The 22,693-nt window shown below is 53.0% G+C and carries 22 protein-coding genes; 4 read left to right on the top strand and 18 right to left on the bottom strand.

What is annotated here, in order from left to right; genetic code table 11:
* The first annotated feature begins 29 nt into the window (after nucleotides 1-29).
* Nucleotides 30-488 carry a helix-turn-helix domain-containing protein gene (locus tag AUC60_RS01625; RefSeq protein ID WP_144443200.1) on the top strand — a complete coding sequence of 153 codons (459 nt, stop codon included), beginning with the start codon at nucleotides 30-32 and terminating at the stop codon, nucleotides 486-488.
* Between the two features lie 116 nt (nucleotides 489-604).
* On the opposite strand, the gene AUC60_RS01620 is transcribed toward AUC60_RS01625, so the two are convergent.
* Together AUC60_RS01620 and AUC60_RS01610 are read right to left on the bottom strand one after the other, a co-directional pair.
* Complete coding sequence (locus tag AUC60_RS01620; RefSeq protein WP_087264319.1) at nucleotides 605-889, bottom strand: hypothetical protein; 285 nt, start codon at nucleotides 887-889, stop codon at nucleotides 605-607.
* Between the two features lie 345 nt (nucleotides 890-1,234).
* Nucleotides 1,235-1,549, bottom strand: a complete 315-nt coding sequence (locus AUC60_RS01610; protein ID WP_158099089.1) for a cupin domain-containing protein — start codon at nucleotides 1,547-1,549, stop codon at nucleotides 1,235-1,237.
* A 342-nt stretch (nucleotides 1,550-1,891) separates the two neighbouring features.
* On the opposite strand from AUC60_RS01610, the gene AUC60_RS01605 reads away from it, so the two are divergent.
* Together AUC60_RS01605 and AUC60_RS01600 are read left to right on the top strand one after the other, a co-directional pair.
* A complete protein-coding gene (locus AUC60_RS01605; protein WP_087264314.1) occupies nucleotides 1,892-2,347 on the top strand; it encodes a MarR family winged helix-turn-helix transcriptional regulator in 456 nt (151 codons plus the stop codon).
* Between the two features lie 684 nt (nucleotides 2,348-3,031).
* A complete protein-coding gene (locus AUC60_RS01600) occupies nucleotides 3,032-3,400 on the top strand; it encodes a DUF7693 family protein (protein WP_238599494.1) in 369 nt (122 codons plus the stop codon).
* 193 nt (nucleotides 3,401-3,593) lie between these two features.
* On the opposite strand, the gene AUC60_RS01595 is transcribed toward AUC60_RS01600, so the two are convergent.
* From AUC60_RS01595 to AUC60_RS01555, 9 genes are all read right to left on the bottom strand, one after another.
* On the bottom strand, nucleotides 3,594-4,691 hold the full coding sequence (locus AUC60_RS01595) for a YiiX/YebB-like N1pC/P60 family cysteine hydrolase (protein ID WP_158099088.1): 1,098 nt from the start codon (nucleotides 4,689-4,691) through the stop codon (nucleotides 3,594-3,596).
* A gap of 66 nt (nucleotides 4,692-4,757) precedes the next feature.
* Nucleotides 4,758-5,231 carry a hypothetical protein gene (locus AUC60_RS01590; RefSeq protein WP_238599493.1) on the bottom strand — a complete coding sequence of 158 codons (474 nt, stop codon included), beginning with the start codon at nucleotides 5,229-5,231 and terminating at the stop codon, nucleotides 4,758-4,760.
* A gap of 424 nt (nucleotides 5,232-5,655) precedes the next feature.
* A complete protein-coding gene (locus AUC60_RS01585; RefSeq protein ID WP_087264310.1) occupies nucleotides 5,656-6,168 on the bottom strand; it encodes a hypothetical protein in 513 nt (170 codons plus the stop codon).
* 59 nt (nucleotides 6,169-6,227) lie between these two features.
* The gene (locus AUC60_RS27525; protein ID WP_144443198.1) at nucleotides 6,228-7,289 is read right to left on the bottom strand and encodes a TniQ family protein; all 1,062 of its coding nucleotides are present in this window, start codon (nucleotides 7,287-7,289) and stop codon (nucleotides 6,228-6,230) included.
* 17 nt (nucleotides 7,290-7,306) lie between these two features.
* Nucleotides 7,307-8,038, bottom strand: coding sequence for a P-loop NTPase family protein (locus tag AUC60_RS01575; protein ID WP_087264307.1), 732 nt, complete (start codon nucleotides 8,036-8,038; stop codon nucleotides 7,307-7,309).
* Nucleotides 8,035-8,907, bottom strand: a complete 873-nt coding sequence (locus AUC60_RS01570; protein WP_087264491.1) for a TniB family NTP-binding protein — start codon at nucleotides 8,905-8,907, stop codon at nucleotides 8,035-8,037. The genes AUC60_RS01575 and AUC60_RS01570 overlap by 4 nt, the downstream gene beginning before the upstream one ends.
* Before the next feature lie 2 nt (nucleotides 8,908-8,909).
* Nucleotides 8,910-10,739, bottom strand: coding sequence for a Mu transposase C-terminal domain-containing protein (locus AUC60_RS01565; RefSeq protein WP_087264305.1), 1,830 nt, complete (start codon nucleotides 10,737-10,739; stop codon nucleotides 8,910-8,912).
* 1,180 nt (nucleotides 10,740-11,919) lie between these two features.
* The gene (locus tag AUC60_RS01560; RefSeq protein WP_087264303.1) at nucleotides 11,920-13,320 is read right to left on the bottom strand and encodes an MFS transporter; all 1,401 of its coding nucleotides are present in this window, start codon (nucleotides 13,318-13,320) and stop codon (nucleotides 11,920-11,922) included.
* Nucleotides 13,321-13,846: 526 nt separating this feature from the next.
* On the bottom strand, nucleotides 13,847-14,596 hold the full coding sequence (locus AUC60_RS01555; RefSeq protein WP_087264301.1) for an SDR family NAD(P)-dependent oxidoreductase: 750 nt from the start codon (nucleotides 14,594-14,596) through the stop codon (nucleotides 13,847-13,849).
* Between the two features lie 97 nt (nucleotides 14,597-14,693).
* Here AUC60_RS01555 and AUC60_RS01550 point away from each other — a divergent pair, with 97 nt between their 5' ends.
* Nucleotides 14,694-15,068, top strand: a complete 375-nt coding sequence (locus tag AUC60_RS01550) for a winged helix-turn-helix transcriptional regulator (RefSeq protein WP_087264299.1) — start codon at nucleotides 14,694-14,696, stop codon at nucleotides 15,066-15,068.
* Between the two features lie 187 nt (nucleotides 15,069-15,255).
* Here the strand turns inward: AUC60_RS01550 and AUC60_RS01545 are convergent, their stop codons facing one another.
* The 7 genes from AUC60_RS01545 to AUC60_RS01515 form a co-directional block, all read right to left on the bottom strand.
* A complete protein-coding gene (locus tag AUC60_RS01545; protein WP_087264298.1) occupies nucleotides 15,256-16,881 on the bottom strand; it encodes a methyl-accepting chemotaxis protein in 1,626 nt (541 codons plus the stop codon).
* 390 nt (nucleotides 16,882-17,271) lie between these two features.
* Entirely contained in the window at nucleotides 17,272-18,423 is a 1,152-nt protein-coding gene (gene argE, locus AUC60_RS01540; RefSeq protein WP_087264296.1) for an acetylornithine deacetylase, read from the bottom strand.
* Nucleotides 18,420-19,097 carry a DUF1028 domain-containing protein gene (locus AUC60_RS01535; protein WP_087264294.1) on the bottom strand — a complete coding sequence of 226 codons (678 nt, stop codon included), beginning with the start codon at nucleotides 19,095-19,097 and terminating at the stop codon, nucleotides 18,420-18,422. Before AUC60_RS01535 ends, argE begins: the two co-directional genes overlap by 4 nt.
* Nucleotides 19,098-19,108: 11 nt before the next feature.
* A complete protein-coding gene (locus AUC60_RS01530) occupies nucleotides 19,109-19,525 on the bottom strand; it encodes a RidA family protein (protein ID WP_087264292.1) in 417 nt (138 codons plus the stop codon).
* A 52-nt stretch (nucleotides 19,526-19,577) separates the two neighbouring features.
* Nucleotides 19,578-20,873, bottom strand: coding sequence for a flavin-containing monooxygenase (locus tag AUC60_RS01525; protein ID WP_087264290.1), 1,296 nt, complete (start codon nucleotides 20,871-20,873; stop codon nucleotides 19,578-19,580).
* Between the two features lie 126 nt (nucleotides 20,874-20,999).
* Complete coding sequence (locus AUC60_RS01520; protein WP_087264288.1) at nucleotides 21,000-21,731, bottom strand: class II aldolase and adducin N-terminal domain-containing protein; 732 nt, start codon at nucleotides 21,729-21,731, stop codon at nucleotides 21,000-21,002.
* An 82-nt stretch (nucleotides 21,732-21,813) separates the two neighbouring features.
* Nucleotides 21,814-22,647 (bottom strand): ABC transporter substrate-binding protein, encoded by an 834-nt coding sequence (locus tag AUC60_RS01515; RefSeq protein ID WP_087264286.1) that lies wholly within the window; start codon nucleotides 22,645-22,647, stop codon nucleotides 21,814-21,816.
* Between the last annotated feature and the right edge of the window lie 46 nt (nucleotides 22,648-22,693).

Here is a 22,693-nt window from a genome sequence, read left to right as displayed (position 1 = left end):
TACCCTTTCGTTTTGAACGGATGGGGAAAATGTCTTTACGCACAGCTCTTGCGTCAGCGCTGCAGCTGCTCCGTCGCGCTCGTGGGATGTCTCAATCAGCCTTCGGTGCCAGCGTCACCCAGTCCCACATCAGCTTGCTCGAATCTGCAGGTACATCAGTCAGCACCGACACTCTGCACGACCTCTGCAAAGCCCTCGAAATGCATCCTGTAGCATTCATGACGCTTGTGTATTCGGCTCATTCGCAATTGACTCCCGCCGAAGTCCTGGCCCTGGCTAAAGAAGAGCTCGTCCAGCAGGGACTCATTGACCAGGTCATCGAAAGCGCACCTCAGAACCACCCCCACCCACGCGTGTCGAGCGCCGCCAAAGCGCGGGAGGCTGTCCATGAGTTAAAGGAGGCCGGCCACACCCAAGCAGAGATCGCGAGACGCCTGAACATGGCTGAGTCAAGTGTTCGACGGCATTGGCATCGCATAGAAGATTGATTGATGAGACCTTCGGGTACGGGGCGTACTCGTTATCAGACTCGCAACATCCCCCAAATTGAAACTCGACGATGCCAGGGGCTCGACCTAGCCCGCTGGTGGCGATATCGCTACCACTACCCTTTGCGCTTGGGATCCACGCCTAAACCACTGGGAGGAAGGCTTCCCCAGATGGCGACGACTACCTCCCGAGGGCTGGCAACATTCAGCTCTTGCTCCTCTTCAGACGCTGGGTATAGCGGATTAACTTTGAGTGCTTCGGCGCCTTGGTAATCGCCCCAGGATGCACCGTCAGTCAACATCACCTGAGCTTGCACAGCTTTGACTTTTTGGTACTGACCATCGTACTCGACAGTCGGGTCGAATGCGGACAGTAGTTCAATCATCTCGCGAACATTCATCGAAATCTCCTCTACGACTGGGGCGGCAAGGGCTCAGGGGCCGCCAAAAGCGCGCACTTCACACACGTCCTGCCAGGTCAGAATAGCGAAGATCCAAACTCCGCAACCGGCTCCGGCAGCAAATCTTGAGGATGATCTCCGTCTACGGTCGCCAAACCACTGCTGCCCTTAACGATCTCATGCCGAGCGGCCTGGCATTCGCAATGGGAAAAGGCGATTGCTCCGAACAAAACCGCACTAATGGAACCATGCAGGTACATCGCATAAGATGTTATCTCATGCGGTGTATCTGCCTTGCAAGGTCACTTCTCCGTCACGATTTGCCTCCTTCCCACATGAAAATCCCTACTCAAGGATTAACGAACCGCCTTGATGGGAGAGGAAGAACGTCGAATCCTCCAATGCCACGGCATCATGCTCTTCGCCAGGCCCGAGCTTCAGATAATCCCCCGCCGACAACACCAGATCACCGAACCGGATACGGCCCGAGAGCATGAGAATTTCCTCTCGGCCTTCATGATCGTGCCGTGGGAAACGAGCGCCAGCTGAGAATTTAACGATATCCGAACCATCGCCGTTCTCGCCCCAGATGCTGAGGAAGCTGACACCAGGGTGTTCAGTGCTTTCAAAATTACGTTTGGACTCAGTCAGATGGATCATAGACATACCTCTAATGGATTGGATTATCGGACTTTTTCATCTCATGCGCTTGAATCGCATGCGATTTAAATCTGATTTATCCCTGTCGATGTGTCAAGGACAGTTTTAGGATCTTCCTTTGAGATATCTCCTAGGAGGCTTATCCGAAAAGGCCGCGCTGACCTATGCCTCACGATTTAGTTGCATAGCAGGTAAGGCCAGCTGGAGAGACTGTGTCGAGCGATGGGGTAGCCTTGGTCAAAGCGCCTCCCTTCCTGCGCAAGGAGCAACGCTTCCGATTAGATCGCATGCGGTGTACAGTATCGGTTAGCAAATCGATCACTTCACATCGAGAGGATTCACATGAAAGCAAAGAAAAAGGCCGGCCCACCTGTCCAAAGCCTCTCCGATTTTCTTTGTTTTTCGGTGTACTCCACCAACCTGGCGTTCGGAAAAATCTACAAGCCCGTGTTGGATAAACTCGGTCTGACATATACCCAGTACATAACGATCGTCGCTCTCTGGGAGCACGACGCACTGACTGTCAGCGCGCTAGGTGAAAGACTATTTCTGGAATCGAACACACTCACGCCTATCCTGAAAAAGCTGGAAGTGGCCGGCTATGTGACACGTCGACGAGACTTAGAGGATGAGCGGAGTGTTCTCGTCAGCCTCACCAGCCAAGGGCGATCATTACGCGAAGCCTGCCCTGAACTCAGCATCACTGAGGCAACAGGACTGGCGGATGAGGAGTTCATTCAATTGCAGCGGTCGATCAGCAAACTGCGCGACAGCATGAATCGCTTTAGGGCTGACTGATACACAGTCCCTGGTAGTCAGGGCGCGGCGGCTGCGCACGTCAGCCCTGGACACAGCACTCCATCCCAAAGCTGTGCGATCGCGAAGATCCGCCTCCAGCCTCGGAAACCCCTCATCCTCCTGATCAACCTGTGCCTTTCCCTAGTCGCCAAAACGAATGGAGGTCATGGTGAAGCGTACATCGCCCTACTCGGAGGATAGGCTTTCGTTGCGCTCACCCGGCAAGCGGAGCGCACAGGCGTGAGGATGGAAGCCCGTATGGCCAAGCTTGGTTCACGACAGCCGGCCCGCTAAGGGCACGCGAGGAAATCTCTTGCCGAAAGCTAGGTTGCCGCCCCCCAAACCAATATGGCCACCTAAGCTTGTCCGCGTGGGCTCAACCGCCCAGGACGCACCTTAAACATCCCCTGCGGGCCCGACCCGATAATGCGTACATGCCTTCCTGAGGCCCAAGCTCGCCTTCAAACCCAAACCGTAACGTACTTGGAACAGTAGCTCCCCGGTTCGGACTTCGAACGTCATGCAGTATTGATTGGCCTTTCCTGCGCTTTAGGCACTGAAGAGAACAACGCCTGACAACTACTGAGGATTGCCCTCAGCGCCTTCCATTGCACCTGATTCAGTGATACCACGACGGTGGGATGGTAATCTCAAAAACGGACGCTATTGGAGCAGGTGGAAGGCATGGGCAGCGATTCGCTTTCAGACAAAGGATGGGTAGATACCCTCATCGACCCAGTACCAGCAAACACTCTTCCAGTGCGAGAGGTGTATCAGATCCTGAAGGATGTCGCCTTGGGCACGCGGGTCATGACGCGAATCGGCCGTCAGACCTGGGACGAGGTCTACGCGAGCCATTTTGAGGTGGAGGTCGATGGTTGGCGACTGTCGATTTACAACGATTGTGATTCACTTGATTACGTTGAAACGTGCATCGCTCCTGACAGTCGCCGGTGGAGTTTCGACAGCAGCCAGCGATTTGGTACAGACCCCGTTGAGCTCATGTCGACCTGGGAGCATCAGACATTCGAGCGACTTCTAAAATCTCTTTAACAACCCAACCGTGGATTACGCCCGGGGACACTTAAGGCATTCGCTGCAGACCAAGCGCTATACCCCCTCCCCCCTACCTCTGCGAAGGATGAGTGAGCGGGAAATTCGGACGTGCTGAGCTATCTGGCTGGTCAGCTCCCGCCTTGATGTGCGCGGAGATGAAACCGGCGCTCGCGGAGAGCATTGTGAAGGCTTATTGCGACTGTTTGGCAAAAACCTCATCCGCCGAATCCATGGAACTCCGAATGCTATGCATGAGCTGGCGAGCCTCGTCTGTCCACTCGTTCATACCCACGACTTCGCAAACTACGGCGAGAGTGGAAAGCGTTTTCCATGACTCGCCCAGGATGTTTCGATAGAGGAGCAGATGCTCCAGCGTGAATCCTAGGTGGGACAGGTAAAAATTATTGATGCATACCCATACGTTTTCAGACTGGTGAGAGATGAGGGTGTACTCTTTCTGGAGTTCTTGTGCGATGAAATCCTCACGATCCAACGCCATGCCGAGCCTTTCGGCAAATAAAGCTGCATCGTAGCGATGAGGGTTCGCCTGAGCATCATGGTCATAGAACGTGAGGTAATCGTTCTGATGAAGCATCTCGACGATGACGCCATCAAGCTCGGGGTGGGCTAACAACAAGCCATTCACATCACTAATTGACTGTATATCAAAGCTGCCCCTAAGCGCTGAATCTGACTCCACCAGACTCCTGACTAGCCCAAGCCACTCAAACGTATCAACCGCATTTTTGTTGATAGGATCAAAGCTCTGGGCAAAAGCAATCTCGCCCGCGTCGGCTGGTCGAACCAGCCCTTTGACTTGCTCAAACGCGCTACAACGAGCGAGCTTTTGGGGCGTGCAGTAATGTGGCGATTTCAAATTAATGAAGTCGTACTCAATCTGCGCATAAGCCAATGCCACCAGCCTCGAACAGAATTGCCGCTTGGTGGATTCCATCTTCATTAGGCGTCGGGGCGCGACCATCATGGCTTCGTCCAAGGCATACAAAGTCCCTACCTGCGACCGGGCATAACGACATATGACGTCCAGTTGCTCGTCGCTTAGCGGCACCCTACTCCTGTAGACCGCACAGTGGCTGGGTTTGTCGAAAATGAGCCGTTGGACACTTTTCGAGAACACCCCGGGTCTGACTGCCTCGATCAATGTTCCGCCTATCCACAAGGCGGCATGGGAGTACTTGGAGAGGGTTGAAAGGCGCACTCCTTTACTCACGACCTCGCTCTCAGCGGTGAGAATGATGTCCCCGCGCTGCAGGAGTGATCGCTCCAAGATGTATTTCCTTTCAGTTTTCACCATCACCTACCCCGCCCGCCTTTTGCCTTTGAATTCTGGAATCTATGCGTTTTGAACGTTCTCGCGGGGATGCTTAAGCTGGAGGTGCTCGCGCGGGACAGTGGTCACACCCTGGTCTGTGAGCAAGACGTAGATGTGATGCCCACGAACTTCTCGCATGTAGCTCAACAGCTGACCTTCTTTCAACGTAGGTTGAGCAGGATCATCGATCAGCAGGATCGAGTCCTCAAACCAACCCTCTGGGTGCTCATATCCAGGCACGGTTTTGGGCGTTCGTGGCTCGTCGGCAGTGCTGGAAGCGAAGCTGTCCCTCGAACCAAACCAGCTTCGATCTCGCTCTGGGGCTTCGTACTGCACATCATAGCTACCCATAGTTCCTGCCTGATGACCAGCCATACTCTTGTCGTAGTCAACGAGCCCGTGACTGTTGTGTTTCAACTCCGCCAGTGCCAACTCAAGCAGGCTAGAGATACCAGAGGCCTTATCTGCCTCTACTGTGATGGTTAGCTTTGCCATGGGGTCATCCCTATTGAATTATTTCGCGCGGGTTCTGGCGTACAAACGTCCTAAGTCATCCGAACCCATTTCCTGTGCGGATCAAGCCAGAGTAATGGCTACCGGCCATGCATTCAATGCAGGATGGCCTCACTGCCCGCAGCGAGAAACTCATCGAGGCCATTGGCCTCCCCCAATTCACTTTAGGACTACCCGCCCACGAGCCGCCCCGGCCGTTGTCTGACCTCTCCAGTATGTGCTTGAGAGTTTTTGGGCGATGCCCGCTCCTGAAGCGGAGCGCGCAGGTGCGAGGATAGAAGTCATCAGGCCAAGGCGGCCACAGACGGCTAAGATTCGTTAACAACAGCCGACCCGAAAGGGCACGCAAATAACCCCTTGCCATGCCCTTCCCTGCTTTCTTGAACGCGTTAGAACAAGGGGCAACTCAAGCGAGATGCAACGCTCGTAGTCGCGCCTGGCGGCGGCTGAACGGATAGGTAACGGCCAGAAACGCCAACATGCCGACCACATCGGCAACAAAATTCCCATACGCCTGACTAAATGGGATGCCGTTAGTAATGGGGTCGATCCACATCTCGTTAGCCATCGAGGCTGCCAAGATGAAGCAGACCCCAACGAAAGGTTTCCAACTCACACCCTCACGGAAGTCACGTGCGATCGAGCGTCCCATGGCGCGGATCAACGCCAATGGCCAGAAAAACCAGCGCGTGGCCGAAAATCGAGCAACCGTCTGGGTCAAGGCAAGTCGCTTGATGTCCGAACGCTCGAACGAGAAATAGCTCATGAAGAACGGGAAGGTAAATCCAAATAGCGCGTGACAGACGTTGTAGTTCCAAGCGATGACATCAAATACACGACCTTGGATTATGAGAAACGTAAAGCTGATCACGACGCCAACAACCAAGGGGACGACAACACCACTTTTTTTCAACCGCATAGCTTTCTCCGTAATACCGTCATTGGCCTTTGTAAACGTTTTATCGACTACCAATAAAACTAGCGCTTTCTCTTCGCTGCGTTTAAAGGACTGGATGTAGATGCATTCAACGAGGTTAAGAAAATAGACACCCTATTAAATGGAGTATAATGTAGCGTGGATAGCTTGTGGCGCACGGCTGACACCTCATCCATCTCCAAAGTTGAAATTAATAACCGCGCAAATTGTTCGGGTCTCGACGGCAGCGTTCTACGTATTTTATAGTCGAATCTACTCAAATAATCAATCTCAGACGAACATACTATACCGATAAGCCATCCAATCAAAAGCAAAGCCCCCATCCGCTGCGATGGTTCACTATCATTTAATCCTAGTTCAATACGTTGATCGAGATTGAGATTCTCCTTGAGTAGTGGCGGCTGCGCTTGATGGAATCCAGCGGCTGCTATCCCACCCGCTGCAAAAGATGTCCGCTTTGCAAGCAAAACTCCGTAAAGAGCCTGAACCCCTTTCGTAAAAGGGTGTTCCACATCCAACGCATTAATCCACTTCTGAACACGTAATATGATCCCGGCTAGTCGTCGGTCAAATAACGAATCCTCCATCTTGCGCTCACGCGCTGAATGAATATAAGCATCCCATATTCGCCTATCAGGTGATTGAAGATATCTAACCTTTGAAAAAAGCTTTTTATGCTCAACACAATAAGAATTTGTTGTATAGCACCAGTCTTTACGCCAAACAGGAAATCCATAATCGGCCATGCTTTGGACTATACAAGCAGAACAGTATGCATGCCGAAAGTGGATATTGATCAAATTAGGTTGACTCGCAGAGAAAAAGCTAAAAAGCACCTTCTCATCTAAGCCGTAAAGTGACGATATCAATGCGCCAAGTTTTGAACCGCTATCAAATTCAACATCTGCATATGCTGGCAGAGGCCAGGATTGTATTGTTCCAGCATACCGAGTGTCATCGACGTTAAACGCCAGATTAATTTCCGCACGAAACAGATGGGGGCTGCGTAGTTTATTTTGAACTAGGCCTCTGACCACCCATGAATATAGTGTCTCCCCGACAAGGAAGCGTGGAGGTGTGCCTGATGAAAAATCGTCAAACAATCTAGCGCCTCACTTTCCTAAAACTTCCAGATGTGACGCAAGCAATCGCGGGACAGGAGCGAGCAAGACTTAAGGCCAGGATTCCTAGCCAATGTTTGTAAAATATGAATGATAGCTCCACTGGCCCCATGCGATCTCACCAATAGCTCCTTGGCAAAATCATCGTTAGCGAGCTGAAAGCGCTTAAAGCCACAGGAAACTCCTGTTTGTATCATGAAGTCCCTGTATTTCTGATCATCCTGCCAGACTCCAATATTTATGTAACAGATCTGATCACCACCAACACCCTTAAGTGCTTTGTCCAAAATACCCAAATTGGCAACAAATAATACTTTTGTACTTGGAAATCTGTCCATGACCTGCTCCATCAGCCTCATGGAGGCTTTAAACTGCACTGCACCCCCACCGAAGTGGATGCCGGCATCGTCGAACACGAGCCGAAACTCCCGGCCACAAATCATATCCTCAAGGGCGTCCTCTATCCACCGAAACTTAAAAAAATGACTATTCAGTGGCAGCTTCAACGCCGAAGCGAAAGATGCATAAATATCACTGTATAACTTAGTGAACGCACCGGGTACGTAAACGGAAAAATATTTCGTTCTGTCCTGTTCTACGATAGACTTCCTCGCAATCGTGGTTTTTCCAGTCCTAGAATCACCACCTAGAACAGTAAACTTATTCCGAACCAAACTATATTCCAATGCCTGTTTGGCTTGAAACTGCTTAGGGCACGAGAGATATTTCATTCAGTAAAACCCGGCCGGCGTATGCGGGTGTTCCATTTAGACTGCTTTGCAGCTTGAAGACTTTCAAGCGTAATCTTCTCATCCCCCCAAATTACGCCCAAGCAGGCAGCGGCACGGAGAGTGCTACAAATATTGCCGATCACACCAGCGGTGTTGGAATAAATAAAATCGGCGATAGGCTTAGATGAAAGATGTGACCGCTGGGCAAGAGGCATGATTTCTTCCCAAGTATCCAAAAAATTCAGGAATTCTGCATCCGTCCTAGCCCATGGAGTTAGCTCATAAAGCTCAAACCTTCGGACATATTGGGCATCCAAAGCGAGTGCGTTCAGTGCCTCCTCGATTCCGAATGCAAAGAAGCTCAGGTAGGCCGGCGGGCCGCACAAACCACGTAGGAGGGAGAGAAATGTGTCTTGCTCACCCTTCGGCAAGCCTTTGATAGCATCGTGAAACTCGTCCATAAACACGCCACGAATATCGTTGGCAATGCAGTATTCTGCCACCATGGAAATTGGAATTCCGGCTCTGCCAGGATCCATGCCTAAAGCCGTAAGAAGCTTAACCATTGGCTTCGTCTTTTCAGTATCCTTGACAAACGTCACATACCTAATTTTATGGCGCCATGGTTCGTTCATACCTCTTACCGCGTTGCAAATGGTGGTTTTGCCGTGATTAGATGCGGCTGAAACCACAAGACACGGAGCCTCCATGCTGCCTCGGACTATGCTAAGCATGTTATTCACGATATTAGAAACGGTTAGTAAATGCTCAGTGTCAACCTTAATATCTTGCCGGATAATCTGGCACCGCTCTTCATCTGACAAAGCCAATGCATAACGCCGACTCTCATGCAAATGTTCGCCATCCATAATCAGTCCCCCCACGACAATTTTTTACGAGTTTGATCTGCGCTGGGCTCTTTACAAGGCCCCGAAAGTAAGTGCTGCTCTGCGCCGTATGATAGAACCGACATTGTTTCAGCGGTAGTCGATTTCTTGGCGACCTCTTGGCGAATACGTTTGGTCTCAGATACAGAGACGTCAATCACCTCATAATTTTTTAAGCGAACTTCATGCAGACTCTCATCAACTAACGTACCTGGTCGCCGATCACGGCGTCGCCCAAGAGCCCAGTATTCACTCAGAGAGAAATGAGTTCTCGTAAGGTCAGAATAGGGAACCTCATGATATCGCCCTTCGTGTCGCAACCATATTTTCGACAAATTTAATGGATTATATTTAAAGGAAAGCCGCTTACCTACATATCTCCGCAATATGTCGGAGGAATAGAATGCCCTACTAAACTCTACACCTTTAGGCTGTACGGTTCTGATGATACTAGGGAAAAAATCGAAGGCGAACGTTTTGAAGTTGCCTGCCATGGGGGGAACATAGTCTGGGCCCTTTTTCGCCATCTCTGCATCCCAGACCTCAAATGGAGCGAGCCTGTTCAACCCCTCGTGCGACCGTCCGTGGTAGACAGCCACCTCGCCCGCAAACCACTCACAGAATGCTGAAAAAGTCATACCAGAGTGCTTCGCCGCGTCGTAGTCCCCTTTTGCTAATACATTAGAGTATGTTGTACCAGGCAGAAGATGTACCTTACCCATCAGGGTACCGATGATTCGTTCGACGTGACCTCCGTAGTGTTTCTTCCCAATGGGGCGCAACAGGGGTTCGATTTTGTAGTACTGAAGCGTCGCTTCAAGCTCTGGACTCGTAAATTCGGCAGCATTGTCCATCCCTAATGCTTTAGGCGTTCCCCAAAACCTGTGCCGGGTGTTTAAACCGCCCCCTAGTGTTATAGGGAATTCTTGCTTCGGGAAGCACGCTGATAGCATGGCCATCGCTACACTTAGCGCACTGGGTGGGTGGAGCGCGAGATAGTAACCCAAGAGGACGCGACTTTTAAGGTCAATCACAACGGTGAGCCAGGGTCGCATAAGTGCTCTTCCTTGAGCATCGACGATGATTATATCTACACGCGTGTGATCAATTTGTACCATCGTCAGTATGGTATCAACATCAATCATCCCTGGCTTCAATTCAAATTTCTGCAGCATGGCCTCCCTGCCGTGCTTTAATGAATAGACTGCTTTTACCCCAAAAGAATCGAGGCGAGATTTCACCGCATTGACGCTAGGGGTCTTCACACCCGTGACATGGCAGAGAGAATCAACATACTCCCAAAGAGCCGTGAAATTTTCCAGCCTTTTTGTTTTATCTTTGAGGCGCTTGGTTATTGCCTTCTCTATTATCTTTTCTTGGATATCGGAAAGCAATCTGGAGTTCTTCTTCCGTCCTCGGACATTCCTAATCAAAGATACGGCACCAAGTTCCGGGTCATACCTTTTCAGTAGCCGCCTTGCAGTCGTCTCGGACGACCCGAACTTTTCAACCAGTTGTGGCCGAGAGATCTTACCGTTCAAGTAGTCATTGATATTCGTAGCGCGCTCAGAAGCAATTGCCAACTCCTTTGGGTTAACATCGGTTTGCTCCATCCACACCAAGCGACGGTCATTGTACAGGTCATGTTTGGCCTGATCGGTCTCGACCAGTGTCACCTGCGTGAAAAGCACGTCAAACGTGTGTGGGGTTTCGAGGCTCTGGAGAGTCACAGTACCGTCAGTCGCACATTCAACGACTCGATATACCTTCTCTTCAAAGCTAACCAAGCTTCCTTCGACGATGGGTTGGAGCATATGGATTCGACCTTGGTGTTGTTTAAAAAATCCACAAAAGCTTACCTCTAAAAATGCCCCTCCTGGCAACCGCCATAGAACCGTCGCTCTGCACTTACGATTTAACAAATAATTGATTGAATCTCTTGAGCAAAAAACAAGCCAGCTGATATTTCCCCTTGAATATGCTGACCAATTATTTTTCTTTGTTAGTGTTTATAATTTTTCAAAAGTGGATATCAATTATCGTGTTAATCGAATTTCGTTCGATTTCACTCATGTACAATGGTAGTTGACGTGAAACTAAATCAGCTTAACTGCGTGCTTTAACCACACTGCATGTGTTTACCCAAAAGCTACACATTTTTTCATTAGCTAAGCGCGACAGAAAAATGACAGTGATCGCGATTACCGCCACTGAATTCCAGCCATCCTACGAATAATTGGATTTTAGCTATATATTGGATTTCCTGTATCGAGCTCTGAACGGGGCTCTAATCTCCATTTTTTAGCTCCATGGAACGGTCAAGAACCGCTGTACACCTGCCATTAGGCAAGCCTAGCTTGAGCTCAACCCCGCCATAACGGGTTTACCATGGTGCCGATTAACCTCCGGCGCAAATCTCCTAAACGGAGGGCATTTAAATGACTCCCGTTATCAAGCTCGCCTTCATACTGCCGGTTTTTTCTCCACTGCGTCCTCCGGATATCACATCAAAACGCCTGTCTCACTCTTGGGCGAGCGGACACTCGTGGCGTCCGAAAATGGGTCGATCCTAAACTTCAATAAATGCTCGAATCTACCAGACACAGACGGCCTAACTTTTAAAAAAAGCAACATCAAATCAATGACTTGACGACGAAGCGACGAATGTTTTAACAAGCTGCGTCCGGTTGAACCTTCGTTTTACTAGGTGATGGGGTTTTCTTTTGGAAATGGCTATATCCACTTTGGCGGGTGAGTTTTCAGCCATCTTTAGAAGTCAAAATCGCTGAGAGCCCCGGATTGCGCGGGCTTCAGCGTTTGGCCATTTTTAAAGGAGGGCCACAGCTGAAAACCTGATGCCAGCCAATCGCGATCCAACCTGCCTGGTCGGCCCTGGTCGGCGTGCTAAATGATGAAAGCACGCGGTCGCAGTTCTTCGATGGCAATCTCTCAAAGACTATCGACCGCACGCCATGTCCTGCTTGTGTCGAAGGTTTACAAATCAGTGATCTCTTTGTGTCGCGGTACCAATGCCTTCATCACACTCCAGGCCACCAGATAAGCCAGTGCACAGATGGAAAACATGATCATGTAGCCGGTGTGAATATCGTTGACGGCTTTGTAGTAATCAAAAACCCATCCGCCGACCTTGGTCATGACGACGCCACCCAATCCACCCGCCATGCCACCGATACCGACCACCGAGGCAATGGATTTCTGGGGAAACATGTCGGACACCGTGGTGAAGATATTGCATGACCAAGCCTGGTGCGCTGATGCCCCGATACCTATCAGCAAGACGGGTATCCAGAAACTGATATAGCCCAACGGCTGCGCCAGCAGCACGAGCAGCGGGAAAAGCGCGATCACGAACATGGCTTTCATGCGACCGTCGTAAGGTTTATCCCCGCGTGACATGAAATAGCTGGGGAACCAGCCTCCTCCGATACTGCCCACCATGGTCATGCTGTAGAGCACGGCCAGCGGTAAAACAATTGCCTGACCTTTCATGCCGTACTGGGCGCCAAGGTAAGTCGGCAACCAGAACAGAAAGAACCACCACACACCGTCAGTCATGAACTTGCCGAAAGCAAACGCCCAGGTTTGACGGTAGGTCAGCAATTTGAACCACGACACTTTTTTGCCTGTATCCACCGCGGTACGGGCGTCTGCGGGCACAACCACATCACTGCGGATGTACGCCAATTCCTCAGGCGTCAGTCGGGTCTGATTCTCCGGCTTTTCATACAGGAAAATCCATGCACCGAGCCAGACGAAGCCCAGCATCCCGATAACTATGAATGCTGCCTCCCAGCCCCACGCAGCCGCGATCAGCGGAACAGAAATCGGCGCCAGAATCGCGCCCACGTTGGCACCCGAGTTGAAAATACCCGTCGCGAAAGAGCGCTCTTTTTTCGGGAAGTATTCAGCTGTGGCCTTGATCGCAATCGGGAAGTTACCCGACTCACCAATCGCCAGTACTGCACGTGCCAGCATGAACCCTGCAATGGATACCGGAATAACAGCGAGGCCCAACGCGCCGGATATAGAGGCTATTCCCTCACCCAGCGGCACTGCAAAGGCATGCATGACCGCACCTGTCGACCACACACCGATTGCGACCATGAAGGCTGCTTTGGTGCCGATCTTGTCGACGAAGCGACCCGCGAAAAGCATGGAAATCGCATAGACGAACTGGAAGACCGAGGCGATGTTGGCGTAGTCCGTATTGCTCCAGCCAAACTGGGTTGAAAGGCCCGGCGCCAATAGGCTAAGAACCTGACGATCCAGATAGTTGACCGTCGTCGCAAAGAACAACAGCGCGCAGATCGTCCATCGATATTTGCCTATGGCGTGGCTAACGCTTTGCGCGTGTACCGCTTCATTAACGTTCATAGCATCACTTTATTATTGGATTATGCTGATGGTTCTCTCGACAACATTTCGAGAGCGCAGGTGTACGCCCTCCACGCCTGATGGCTGGAGTCGGATTTAAAACTGAGGTTATCGGGTGTTCTGAGGGTTCGGCAGCGCCGGGCTTGATTGCGCCCGTGGGCGTGCAATAAAACCTGAACCTGCAACGACGGCAATCAGCGAGATATTCAAGCGATCTGGGTTCATGATGGACGACACTCTGTTTTTATTTTTAGCTTTGGTCGACGACAATTCGTCTGTCGTCGTACAACATCTGCTTTATAGCGAGCGCAACATCTCAATGTCAATCTGAAACATCTAGAAAAGTAATTTTTTTCACGCGGATGCCACAGCTCTGACCCAGACCGTCGTCGAGTAGCCCAAAAAATGTGCCTGCGCACCGCGAATTATCTGGCTGGATGAGATGCCCGGTACCGCCACCAAAGTGAGCGTTTGAGCTGGTGGGTCGTTATCCAGCCAGATTCAATTGGCAGAACCTCTGCTCAGCTCAAACCTGAGCAAATCCCCCATCCACGAACATTTCGCTACCGGTCATGAAACTGCTCTCATCGGACGCCAGGAACACAGCTGCTGCGGCAACGTCTTCGGGCTGCCCGATACGGCCAACCGGCAACTGCGCAATCATGCCGTCAACAATGGCCTCTGCCTGGCCAGTGGGCGCCAATGCCAGATCGAGTCCCGGTGTAGAAATCGGTCCAGGCGAAATCACGTTGACGCGAATCCCCGTACCTTTAAGGTCCAGCGCCCAGCTTCTGGCGAAATTACGGAGTGCAGCCTTGGTTGCGCTGTAAACGCTGAATGCCGGTGTGCCCATGGTTCCTGTTGTCGAACCGGTCAGGATGACCGAGCCGCCTGCGCTCATCAGCGGCAACGCCTTCTGCACAGTAAACAGCGTGCCTTTGACGTTGATGCCAAACGTGCGATCAAACGATTCCTCGGTGATCGATCCAAGTGGCTCGAAATCGCCTAACCCCGCGTTTGCGAACAGTACGTCAATCCGGCCCAAGTTAGTTTTGACCTCGGCGTAGACGCGATCGAGGTCGTTCAGATTCGATATGTCAGCCTGAATCGCTATCGCGTTATGGCCGATCAGTTGCAACGCCGTATCCAGCTGCTCCTGCCGTCGACCCACGATGACGACCTGTGCACCCTCCTCTGCGAAACGAATTGCGCTGGCAAGGCCGATACCACTATTGCCGCCAGTAATTACTGCTACTTTCCCGTTGAGCCTGCTCATGATGGAGCCCTCAGAATGTGAGGACTTACTGTAGATCGACGCTATTTATTTGAATAGTATGCACCTTTTGGTAAGTACCAGCGGAGCGACCACAATAATGGCGAACAACACATTTAAATGCGGGCTCGAAGCAGCCCTCGCGGTGCTTGGCGGCAAATGGAAGCCGCTGGTTCTTTATAATCTGACGCGGAATGTTCACCGCTATGGCGAATTGAAACGTGCGATTGGTGGCGTAACCGATAAGGTCCTGATCCAGCAGCTCAAGGAGTTGGAGCGCGATGAAATCGTTGCCCGCATCGACTATCAGGAGATACCGCCGAAGGTCGAATATTCGCTGACACCTTTCGGGCAGTCACTGGCCACAGCGCTGGGAGCGCTCTGCGTGTGGGGAACGGAGCATATGGAAACCGTGGAGCGCATCAGCGAACGGCGTACGTCCGCCCTCGCCCAGCCCTTAAGCCCTGTCCACTGATATCGGTGCATTAACGCGAAAGCGCGGTGCCAAGGATGCCCGGCACCGCACCTGTCATACACAATGCAACTTGTCGGCGATGCGTAATTCCTGGCTAGCAGGCCCTACGTCTCGCCAACAAGTTAGTTCCTACAGGCCTATGTTGGCAGTGCGACAGCGCAGTACCCGCGACCCGGGCTATCTTTCATCAAATTACAAAACGCGCCACCATGCCGTTCAGGTCCACTGCCAGTCTCGACAGCTCATGACTGGCGGCACTGGTCTGATTAGCACCCGCAGCTGATTGAGTGGCCAGGTCGCGGATGTTGACCAGATTGCGATCCACTTCACGAGAAACCTGAGCCTGTTCTTCAGAGGCGCTGGCAATCACCAGGTTGCGCTCATTGATTTGCGAAATGGCTTCGGTGATTTGCTCAAGAGCATCTCCGGCAGCGCGGGCCAGTTCCAGAGTGGTTTGCGTGCGGCTAGTGTTCAATGCCATCGACTGAACGGCATTACCGGTTCCACTCTGAATGCCAGCGACCATCTGTTCAATCTCGCGTGTCGATTGCGCAGTGCGGTGTGCCAAAGCCCGTACTTCATCAGCGACTACAGCAAAACCACGACCTGCTTCTCCAGCCCTCGCCGCTTCGATAGCCGCGTTCAATGCCAGGAGGTTGGTTTGTTCGGCGATCGAACGAATGACATCCAGCACCTTGCCGATGTCCCGGCCCTGCTCCGCCAGGCCTTCGACCAGAATCGAGGTGGTTTGTACGTCTTGAGTCATGTTCTGAATCGCTTGTACAGTCTGCACGACTTTGTCTCGGCCCTGACGTGCGGTGTCGGTGGACTGCTCAGAAGCCTGGGATGTCGAAACCGCGTTACGGGCAACCTCCTCCACAGCCGCCGTCATTTCATTTACCGCGGTGGCAGCCTGTTCAATTTCGTCGTTCTGTTGTTGCAATCCACGCGACGACTCTTCAGTGACAGCGCTCAACTCTTCAGCTGCGGAGGCCAGTTGCGTGGCCGATCCTGAGATCAACTCGATAGTTTTACGAAGGTTCTGCTGCATGATGACCAGTGCTTCAAGCAAGCGTGCCGGTTCGTCCTTGCCATCCACTTCAATATGTTTGGTCAGGTTGCCCGCAGCGATCTCCTGGGCAGCACTCACGGCTCGAGACAAAGGCGCCACAATACTGCGCGTCAGTAACCAGGCCAGTAATACCGTCATTAACGAAGCAATAACGGCAACAGCAATAATAGCAACCGTGGCGCCGTCATACTGCTGGCCGGCCAACTTGGATCCAGCAATAGCACTGGCCCTGTTGATATTAACGAGGTCCTTGAGTTGCTTGGTCATCAAGTCGGAAGTTTGTCTCATGCTGGTGTTGATCATGGCACGAGTTTCTTCAACCTTATTATCACGCGACAGTTGCACCGCCTGATTAAGCAACCCCAGATACTGACCTAATGTTGCGTCAAACTGTTGAAAAGTAGCCCTTTCTTCAGCCTCGGCTGGCAATGCACTGTAAGCAGACTTCGCAGTCTGTAATTCACTGACGATCTCCGCAATCCGCTGATCACTCTCCTGTAGCATTTCCGGCTCGCGATTGACCAGTATGCGCAGTGAAAACACTCTCAGGCGGAGCACGGATTCATTGACGTTGCCTATCAGCGTAATACTGGGCAACGTATTGGTCTCCATGTCCACCGTGGCTTGGCGAATCAAGCTCATGCGGTTTAACGCGAAGAACCCCAGCGCTATAACCAAGAGAGCAATGAACGCAAAACCAAGAAACGCCCGGGGAGCGATATTCATGTTTCTTATAGACATAGACGAAATCTCGTTGGAGTAACAGCAATAGCGCTCCATGCTCTAACTGTGACAAGGCGACCTACTCGAATCCATGACGAACCGGTAGCGACTTAGCCTTTACACACCTTGTTACACCTATCGGCGGAGATTTCGTATAAGTTGAGGAGAATTTAAAATTTATTTTCTGACGTCAATAGACTGGCTGCCACCCACGTCGAAAACTCCAAAAGATGTACAGCGACTTGTGTTTATGTGCTGTGTTACTGCTAATTAATTAATACGTTGGGCTCTAGTGCAAGCTAGTACATAACCAGCGCTTAACCAGCGCAAAGTTAGTGCAAAAACACCTTCCAGAATGGGTGTGATCCGTGGCTTGCGCTGTGAGCACTGAGCGGATCGCTTGAAAGGTTAGCGCAGTACAAACGCCAACACCTGTCTCAGCATCTGATCACACGCCTCAAGCTGTTCGATGCTGATGAACTCATCCGGTTTGTGTCCCTGCGCCATGCTGCCGGGGCCGCAGACCACTGCCGGAATTCCTGATTGATCGAACAACCCGCCCTCAGTGCCGAAGGCAACGGTTGCGAATGCCCGAGAACCACAGAACTGCGCGATCAACTCTGCGGCCTGGCTGTGCATCGAAGTATCCAGGCCGGGGTAACTCGACAACTCGGTAAAGCGAATGTCACCCAACCCGCTGACGGCCTGCATCGCGGGTAGCAGGTTATGTTGTGCGTACGCCTGCATGGCAGTGATAACGTCGTGCGGATCCTGTACCGGCAGCGAGCGCACTTCAAAGTCAAAACGACAATGTTCGGGAACAATGTTTAACGCTGTTCCACCGCCGATCACGCCAACCTGTACGGTTGAAAACGGTGGATCAAAACGCGCATCCTGCAGCTCTTCAGCCTGCAATGCTTTCCCAAGACGGCCCAGCTCACTGATCAACTGCGCCGCGTACTCAATGGCGTTGACGCCACTGGGCGAGTGGGCCGAATGGCAAGCCAGGCCATGCACATCACAACGCATGGCTACTTTGCCCTTGTGTCCAAGCACCGGCTTTAACTCCGTGGGTTCACCGATCACACAGAGCAGCGGCTTCACTGGCCTTGAACCCAGCACTTCCAGCAATGAACGAACGCCCAGGCATCCCACTTCTTCATCGTAGGAAAGAGCAATGTGCACTGGCATGCGCAGCGTGTTCTGCGTCAACTGCGGAACAATCGCCAGAACACACGCTATGTAGCCTTTCATGTCGGCGGTGCCACGGCCGTATAGCCGACCCTCCTCCTCGCTCAACTCGAACGGCGGAAAAGTCCAGGCCTGGCCGTCTACCGGCACTACATCCGTATGGCCAGACAGGACGATGCCAGGAACTTGCGCCGGACCGATGGTCGCGAACAGATTGGCCTTGGTCTTTTGCGCGTTGTAGATCAGTTCACAGGAAACGCCATGGCTATCGAGGTAACCACGCACAAAATCGATCAGCGCCAGATTCGATTCTCGGCTGGTCGTGTCGAATGCGACCAATCGAGCCAATAACTCACGACTGTCGCTCATCGATCATCTCCCGGTACGCCGTAACCTGGTGCTCCGGCGGGATTCAGGGCGCGGTCCAGATAATCCTGCATTTGCGGCTGATAAGCCTGCCACAGGTCTTCCAATACATTGATCGGGTCGTGCTCGGCCCAATCGACACGCAAATCAACGATAGGCCAAGGCACATCAGCCACGACTTTCAGCGCTGCGGAATGTACCGGTCCGGCTTCTCCGCCCGCTGTCTGTCCCGCGCGCATGGCTTGCAACAGACGCTCAGCCAGGTGCCCTGAGGCCTGCTCAAAAGCCTGCACCATGACGTTGATCACATCAGGATTAGCCAGCATATTGCCGGCCGCCACGCACTGCTCACCGCTGACGGCCTTGTTGAGCCCGAGCGTTTCGCTGCCGCTGAAATGCGCGACACGGCCCAAGTGATCAATTGCTGTGATTTGCCGATATTCCATGAACGATTGGTCTACCAACAACCGCTCCAATGCTTGAGCAGATGACGCGCCCTGCGCCATCAAATCCAGCGTTTGCAAGCCCAAGGCTGGCAGTGTGATGTTTTGCGAAGACACAGCGCCAACACCGGCGCGCAGCCAGGGGCAACGGGCGCCCACGGCAATGCTTGATGAGCTGATGGCAATACCCAACTGGCCAGTTTCGGCGCAACGTGCAGCAATGGAAAAGGTCATGACGAGAGTCCTTATTCGGGAATAACAGCGATCACATCAATTTCCATCAGCCACTGCGGCTGGCCCAGTGCAGATACCACCAGCCCGGTGGAAATGGGGAAAACACCTTTAAGCCACTTGCCCACTTCGTGATAAACCGGCTCGCGATAACGTGGATCAATGATGTAGGTCGTGGTCTTGACGATGTGCGACAGGTCGCTGCCTGCCTCTTCCAGCAACTGTTTGACGTTCTTCATCGCCTGATGTGCTTGAGCTGCGGGGTCGCCGAGGCCGATCAGGTTGCCATCGAAGTCGGTGCCGACCTGGCCGCGCACATACACAGTATTGCCGGCACGCACCGCCTGGCAGAGGTCGTTGTCCAGGCTCTGGTTGGGGTAGGTATCTTTGGTGTTGAACATGCGAATACGCGTGTGGGTCGGGGTAGCCATGGAAAACTCCTGTGAACACTGGGGGGCGCGACCTGCGCCCAATTAACGACGCTCAACCTTTAACGTTGCGCAACCGAACTGTGGGGGCAACACGCTTGCCTTGGTCATACGAGCGATACTTGTGCTGTGTGGCGATTTGATCAGCGACATGTTTGGCGTCATGCCACACGCCCCAGATGAATGCCGAGCCGCGTCGCGACAGCCAGGGTAGACCTACGAAATACAGACCTTGCTCGCTGGACACCCCGCGCTGATGCATCGGCTTGCCCTTGACGTCGAACGCATCGACCTGCAGCCAGCTGTAGTCCTGGGAATAACCTGTGGCCCAGATGATGGAGCTGACACCGGCTGCGCTCAGATCCAGCTCGCGCAACGGGCTAGTGATGCACGGAGCATCAGCCACGCGTTCACGAGCAGAGGGCTCCAGTGGTAGATCCAGACCATTGCGTCTGGCGTAAGCATCGGCGGCATCCAGCAATGACAGGTAGTTCTCGTCACCCCGATCAAGGTTTTTGCCGAGGTCATTCTGGAAGCGCACCTTGCCCTCGGCGAAGCTTTCAGTCAGGCCGACCAGCGTCATGCCCGCTTGAGCAAGGCGGCGAAAATCAACGGTTTGGCCGCCTCTCGCGCCGCTGACGGCAATCGTGACGTGCTCTTTTCCGGGCTGCACGGTTTCGCTGTCCCACAGCCCGAGGACGCCAAGCCACCAGCAGAAATCACGGCCGCGGTAGGCTCGCGGTGGACGATCATGAGGCCCCACTGACAGGTAGACCTGGCGACCGGAACGCTGCAGCTCATCGGCGATTTGTACACCGGACGAACCCGCCCCGACCACCAGCACGGCGCCGTCAGGCAATTGCTGAGGGTTGAAGTACTGCGCCGAGTGGATCTGGTGCAGCGCGTCATCCTTGGGCGCAATCGGTGGAATGACGGGCTTCTGAAACGGCCCGGTCGCAGACACAAGATGATTGACAATGTAAGTACCCGCGCTGGTCTCCACAGTGAAACCGGCACGCTCCACGTTGCGGGTCACACGCTTGACCTCGACGCCGGTCTTGATCGGCGCGTTGAATTTGCGTGCGTAGCGTTCGAAGTAGTCGGCGACCTGTTCTTTGCCGGCAAACCCGTCCGGGTCCATGTCGAATTCGAGGCCCGGAAACCGGTCATGCCAGGCGGGCCCATTGGCGACCAGCGAATCCCAGCGGCCGCTGCGCCACGCTTCGGCAACGCGGTGTTTTTCCAGTACCAGATGGGCAATGCCCAGTCGGCTCAGGTGTTCACTCATGGCGACACCGGCCTGCCCTGCCCCTACGACGAGCGTGTCAATTTCTGTGATGTGTTCGGTCATCCTGGCATCCTTCAACACGCCCTTTGTGACGGGTTGACGCAGTAAAAATAACGAAAATGTCAGCGTGCAGGCGCGATAAGCCCTACGGCATCCGCAGACGCGTATACAGTCAGTGAAATGTTTGGGTCAGTCGGCCAGTGAAGGATCCGCCTGAAGCATCAGCCACTTCATTTCTTCGAAATGCTGCTGCGAAAAATCGGTGATCTTTTCCCAGTCCCGAGCTGTCTTTTCTGCGACATCGTCCGGCAGCGTCTTCAATGGCTGACCTGTGGACCAGGCCGTGACCAGGATCTGGCAGGCCCTTTCCAGGGTCCAGATGTCATCGAACGCCTCACCTATCGTCGGCGCAGTGACCATCACGCCATGGTTACCCATTAACAGACGGCTTTTCCCATCCAGCAGCCCGACCAGGCGAGCACCTTCGGCGGTGGTGTCGGCCATACCGCCGTAAAGCTCGTCTATCGCCACCCGGTTGAAGTAGCGCGCCGTGTTCTGATCGATTGCCGGAATGTGCGGCTTCGCCAGGCACGCTACCGCAGTGGTGTAAACGGGATGCAGATGCAGCACCACACGGGCTTCAGGCAGACGCTGGTGCATCTGTCCATGAATGGACCAGGCTGTCGCGTCTACACCCGGTCGCTGCGCGGCGTCTTGATCATCGGCATCGAGCAGCAGCAGATCACTGGCACGCAAGCGCGAGAAATGCTTCCACTTTGGATTCAGCAGAAACTGCTTTCCGTCAGATGAAACGGCCGCACTGAAATGGTTGGCCACCGCCTCATGCATGCCCAGGTGAGCAATGATGCGGAAGGTCGCCGCCAGATCCAGACGCGTCTGCTCCTCGAAGTTAAGGGCCATGTCGAAAATCCTCCTGCCAAACAAAGGCAAAATTCCAGGTTGAAACCAGTCAGCGTTTACTGCGCGTCTGCAAACGTGCCAATCAGGGCTTGGGCATCAGCGCTGCAATGTCATCCGCCGTCGGCGCCTGGAACTTGTACTTGTCCAGCAAAGCCTTGTATTCAGGTGTTTTGCTGTACTTCTCAAGCCCTTCAACCAACGCATTACGGACGACATCGTTGCCTTTCTTCACGCCGAAGCCGTTAAGCACCGGATAGATCAACGTCTCGGATGAAATCACTACCCGGTTACCGAGCTTTTCAACCACGCCCCGCGCCACAGCAGCGTCGGTGATCTGAGCTTCGACTGCGTGAGCCAGCATCGCTTGAGTGGTTTGCGGATCAGTACCGTATTCACTGATCGCGATGGGCGGCAGGCCGTTCTTTACGCAGTAGTCAGTGGACAGTTTCTGCAGTTGTTGCAGCCAGGAAGTGGCGGCCATGGAGCCGATCTTGTGGCCACAGAAATCTTCCGGAGTCTTTGGCTGATACGCGCTGCCCTTGACTGCCAGAATCGACTCCCCGCTTTTCAGGTAAGGGATCATGTCGATGACTTTCAGGCGTTCGGCGGTGATGTACATCGACGAGTTGGTGATATCAAACCGGCCGCCTTGCAGCCCGCCGATCAGGTTGGGAAAACGGGTGTCGAGATTCTCGGCCTTCATCCCCATGACCTTCGCCAGACCATCCAGAAACTCGATGTCGAAGCCGGCCGGACGGTTGTTGTCCATGTACTCATACGGATAGAACGTCATGTCGGAACCGGCAATGATCTTGCCTGGCTGCTGGAAAGCCGAAGCCATCGATGAAGCCATGGCAACCGCAGCGCCTAGTACAACCATCGCAGCGGGACGAACGAACAGACGGGTCAGCTTCATAAGTATTCCTCGTGGAGTCAGTAAGGTTCAGGCAGTGGCTATTCAG

Source organism: Pseudomonas caspiana, from assembly GCF_002158995.1.
Classification (GTDB): Bacteria; Pseudomonadota; Gammaproteobacteria; order Pseudomonadales; family Pseudomonadaceae; genus Aquipseudomonas; species Aquipseudomonas caspiana.
Note: the sequence above shows the minus strand (reverse complement) of the source record. Positions and strands in the feature narration are given on the sequence as shown.

Bases quoted from the DNA above. Each gene is read 5' to 3' on its own strand.
- AUC60_RS01560 (WP_087264303.1), bottom strand. From the start codon at position 13,320: ATGAACGTTAATGAAGCGGTACACGCGCAAAGCGTTAGCCACGCCATA.
- AUC60_RS01565 (WP_087264305.1), bottom strand. From the start codon at position 10,739: ATGCTCCAACCCATCGTCGAAGGAAGCTTGGTTAGCTTTGAAGAGAAG.
- AUC60_RS01530 (WP_087264292.1), bottom strand. From the start codon at position 19,525: ATGGCTACCCCGACCCACACGCGTATTCGCATGTTCAACACCAAAGAT.
- AUC60_RS01590 (WP_238599493.1), bottom strand. From the start codon at position 5,231: ATGGCAAAGCTAACCATCACAGTAGAGGCAGATAAGGCCTCTGGTATC.
- AUC60_RS01550 (WP_087264299.1), top strand. From the start codon at position 14,694: ATGGCGAACAACACATTTAAATGCGGGCTCGAAGCAGCCCTCGCGGTG.
- AUC60_RS01605 (WP_087264314.1), top strand. From the start codon at position 1,892: ATGAAAGCAAAGAAAAAGGCCGGCCCACCTGTCCAAAGCCTCTCCGAT.
- AUC60_RS01620 (WP_087264319.1), bottom strand. From the start codon at position 889: ATGAATGTTCGCGAGATGATTGAACTACTGTCCGCATTCGACCCGACT.
- AUC60_RS01600 (WP_238599494.1), top strand. From the start codon at position 3,032: ATGGGCAGCGATTCGCTTTCAGACAAAGGATGGGTAGATACCCTCATC.
- AUC60_RS01555 (WP_087264301.1), bottom strand. From the start codon at position 14,596: ATGAGCAGGCTCAACGGGAAAGTAGCAGTAATTACTGGCGGCAATAGT.
- AUC60_RS01575 (WP_087264307.1), bottom strand. From the start codon at position 8,038: ATGAAATATCTCTCGTGCCCTAAGCAGTTTCAAGCCAAACAGGCATTG.
- AUC60_RS01610 (WP_158099089.1), bottom strand. From the start codon at position 1,549: ATGATCCATCTGACTGAGTCCAAACGTAATTTTGAAAGCACTGAACAC.
- AUC60_RS01520 (WP_087264288.1), bottom strand. From the start codon at position 21,731: ATGGCCCTTAACTTCGAGGAGCAGACGCGTCTGGATCTGGCGGCGACC.
- AUC60_RS01535 (WP_087264294.1), bottom strand. From the start codon at position 19,097: ATGACCTTTTCCATTGCTGCACGTTGCGCCGAAACTGGCCAGTTGGGT.
- AUC60_RS01525 (WP_087264290.1), bottom strand. From the start codon at position 20,873: ATGACCGAACACATCACAGAAATTGACACGCTCGTCGTAGGGGCAGGG.
- AUC60_RS01545 (WP_087264298.1), bottom strand. From the start codon at position 16,881: ATGTCTATAAGAAACATGAATATCGCTCCCCGGGCGTTTCTTGGTTTT.
- AUC60_RS01585 (WP_087264310.1), bottom strand. From the start codon at position 6,168: ATGCGGTTGAAAAAAAGTGGTGTTGTCGTCCCCTTGGTTGTTGGCGTC.
- AUC60_RS01570 (WP_087264491.1), bottom strand. From the start codon at position 8,907: ATGGATGGCGAACATTTGCATGAGAGTCGGCGTTATGCATTGGCTTTG.
- argE (WP_087264296.1), bottom strand. From the start codon at position 18,423: ATGAGCGACAGTCGTGAGTTATTGGCTCGATTGGTCGCATTCGACACG.
- AUC60_RS01625 (WP_144443200.1), top strand. From the start codon at position 30: ATGTCTTTACGCACAGCTCTTGCGTCAGCGCTGCAGCTGCTCCGTCGC.
- AUC60_RS01515 (WP_087264286.1), bottom strand. From the start codon at position 22,647: ATGAAGCTGACCCGTCTGTTCGTTCGTCCCGCTGCGATGGTTGTACTA.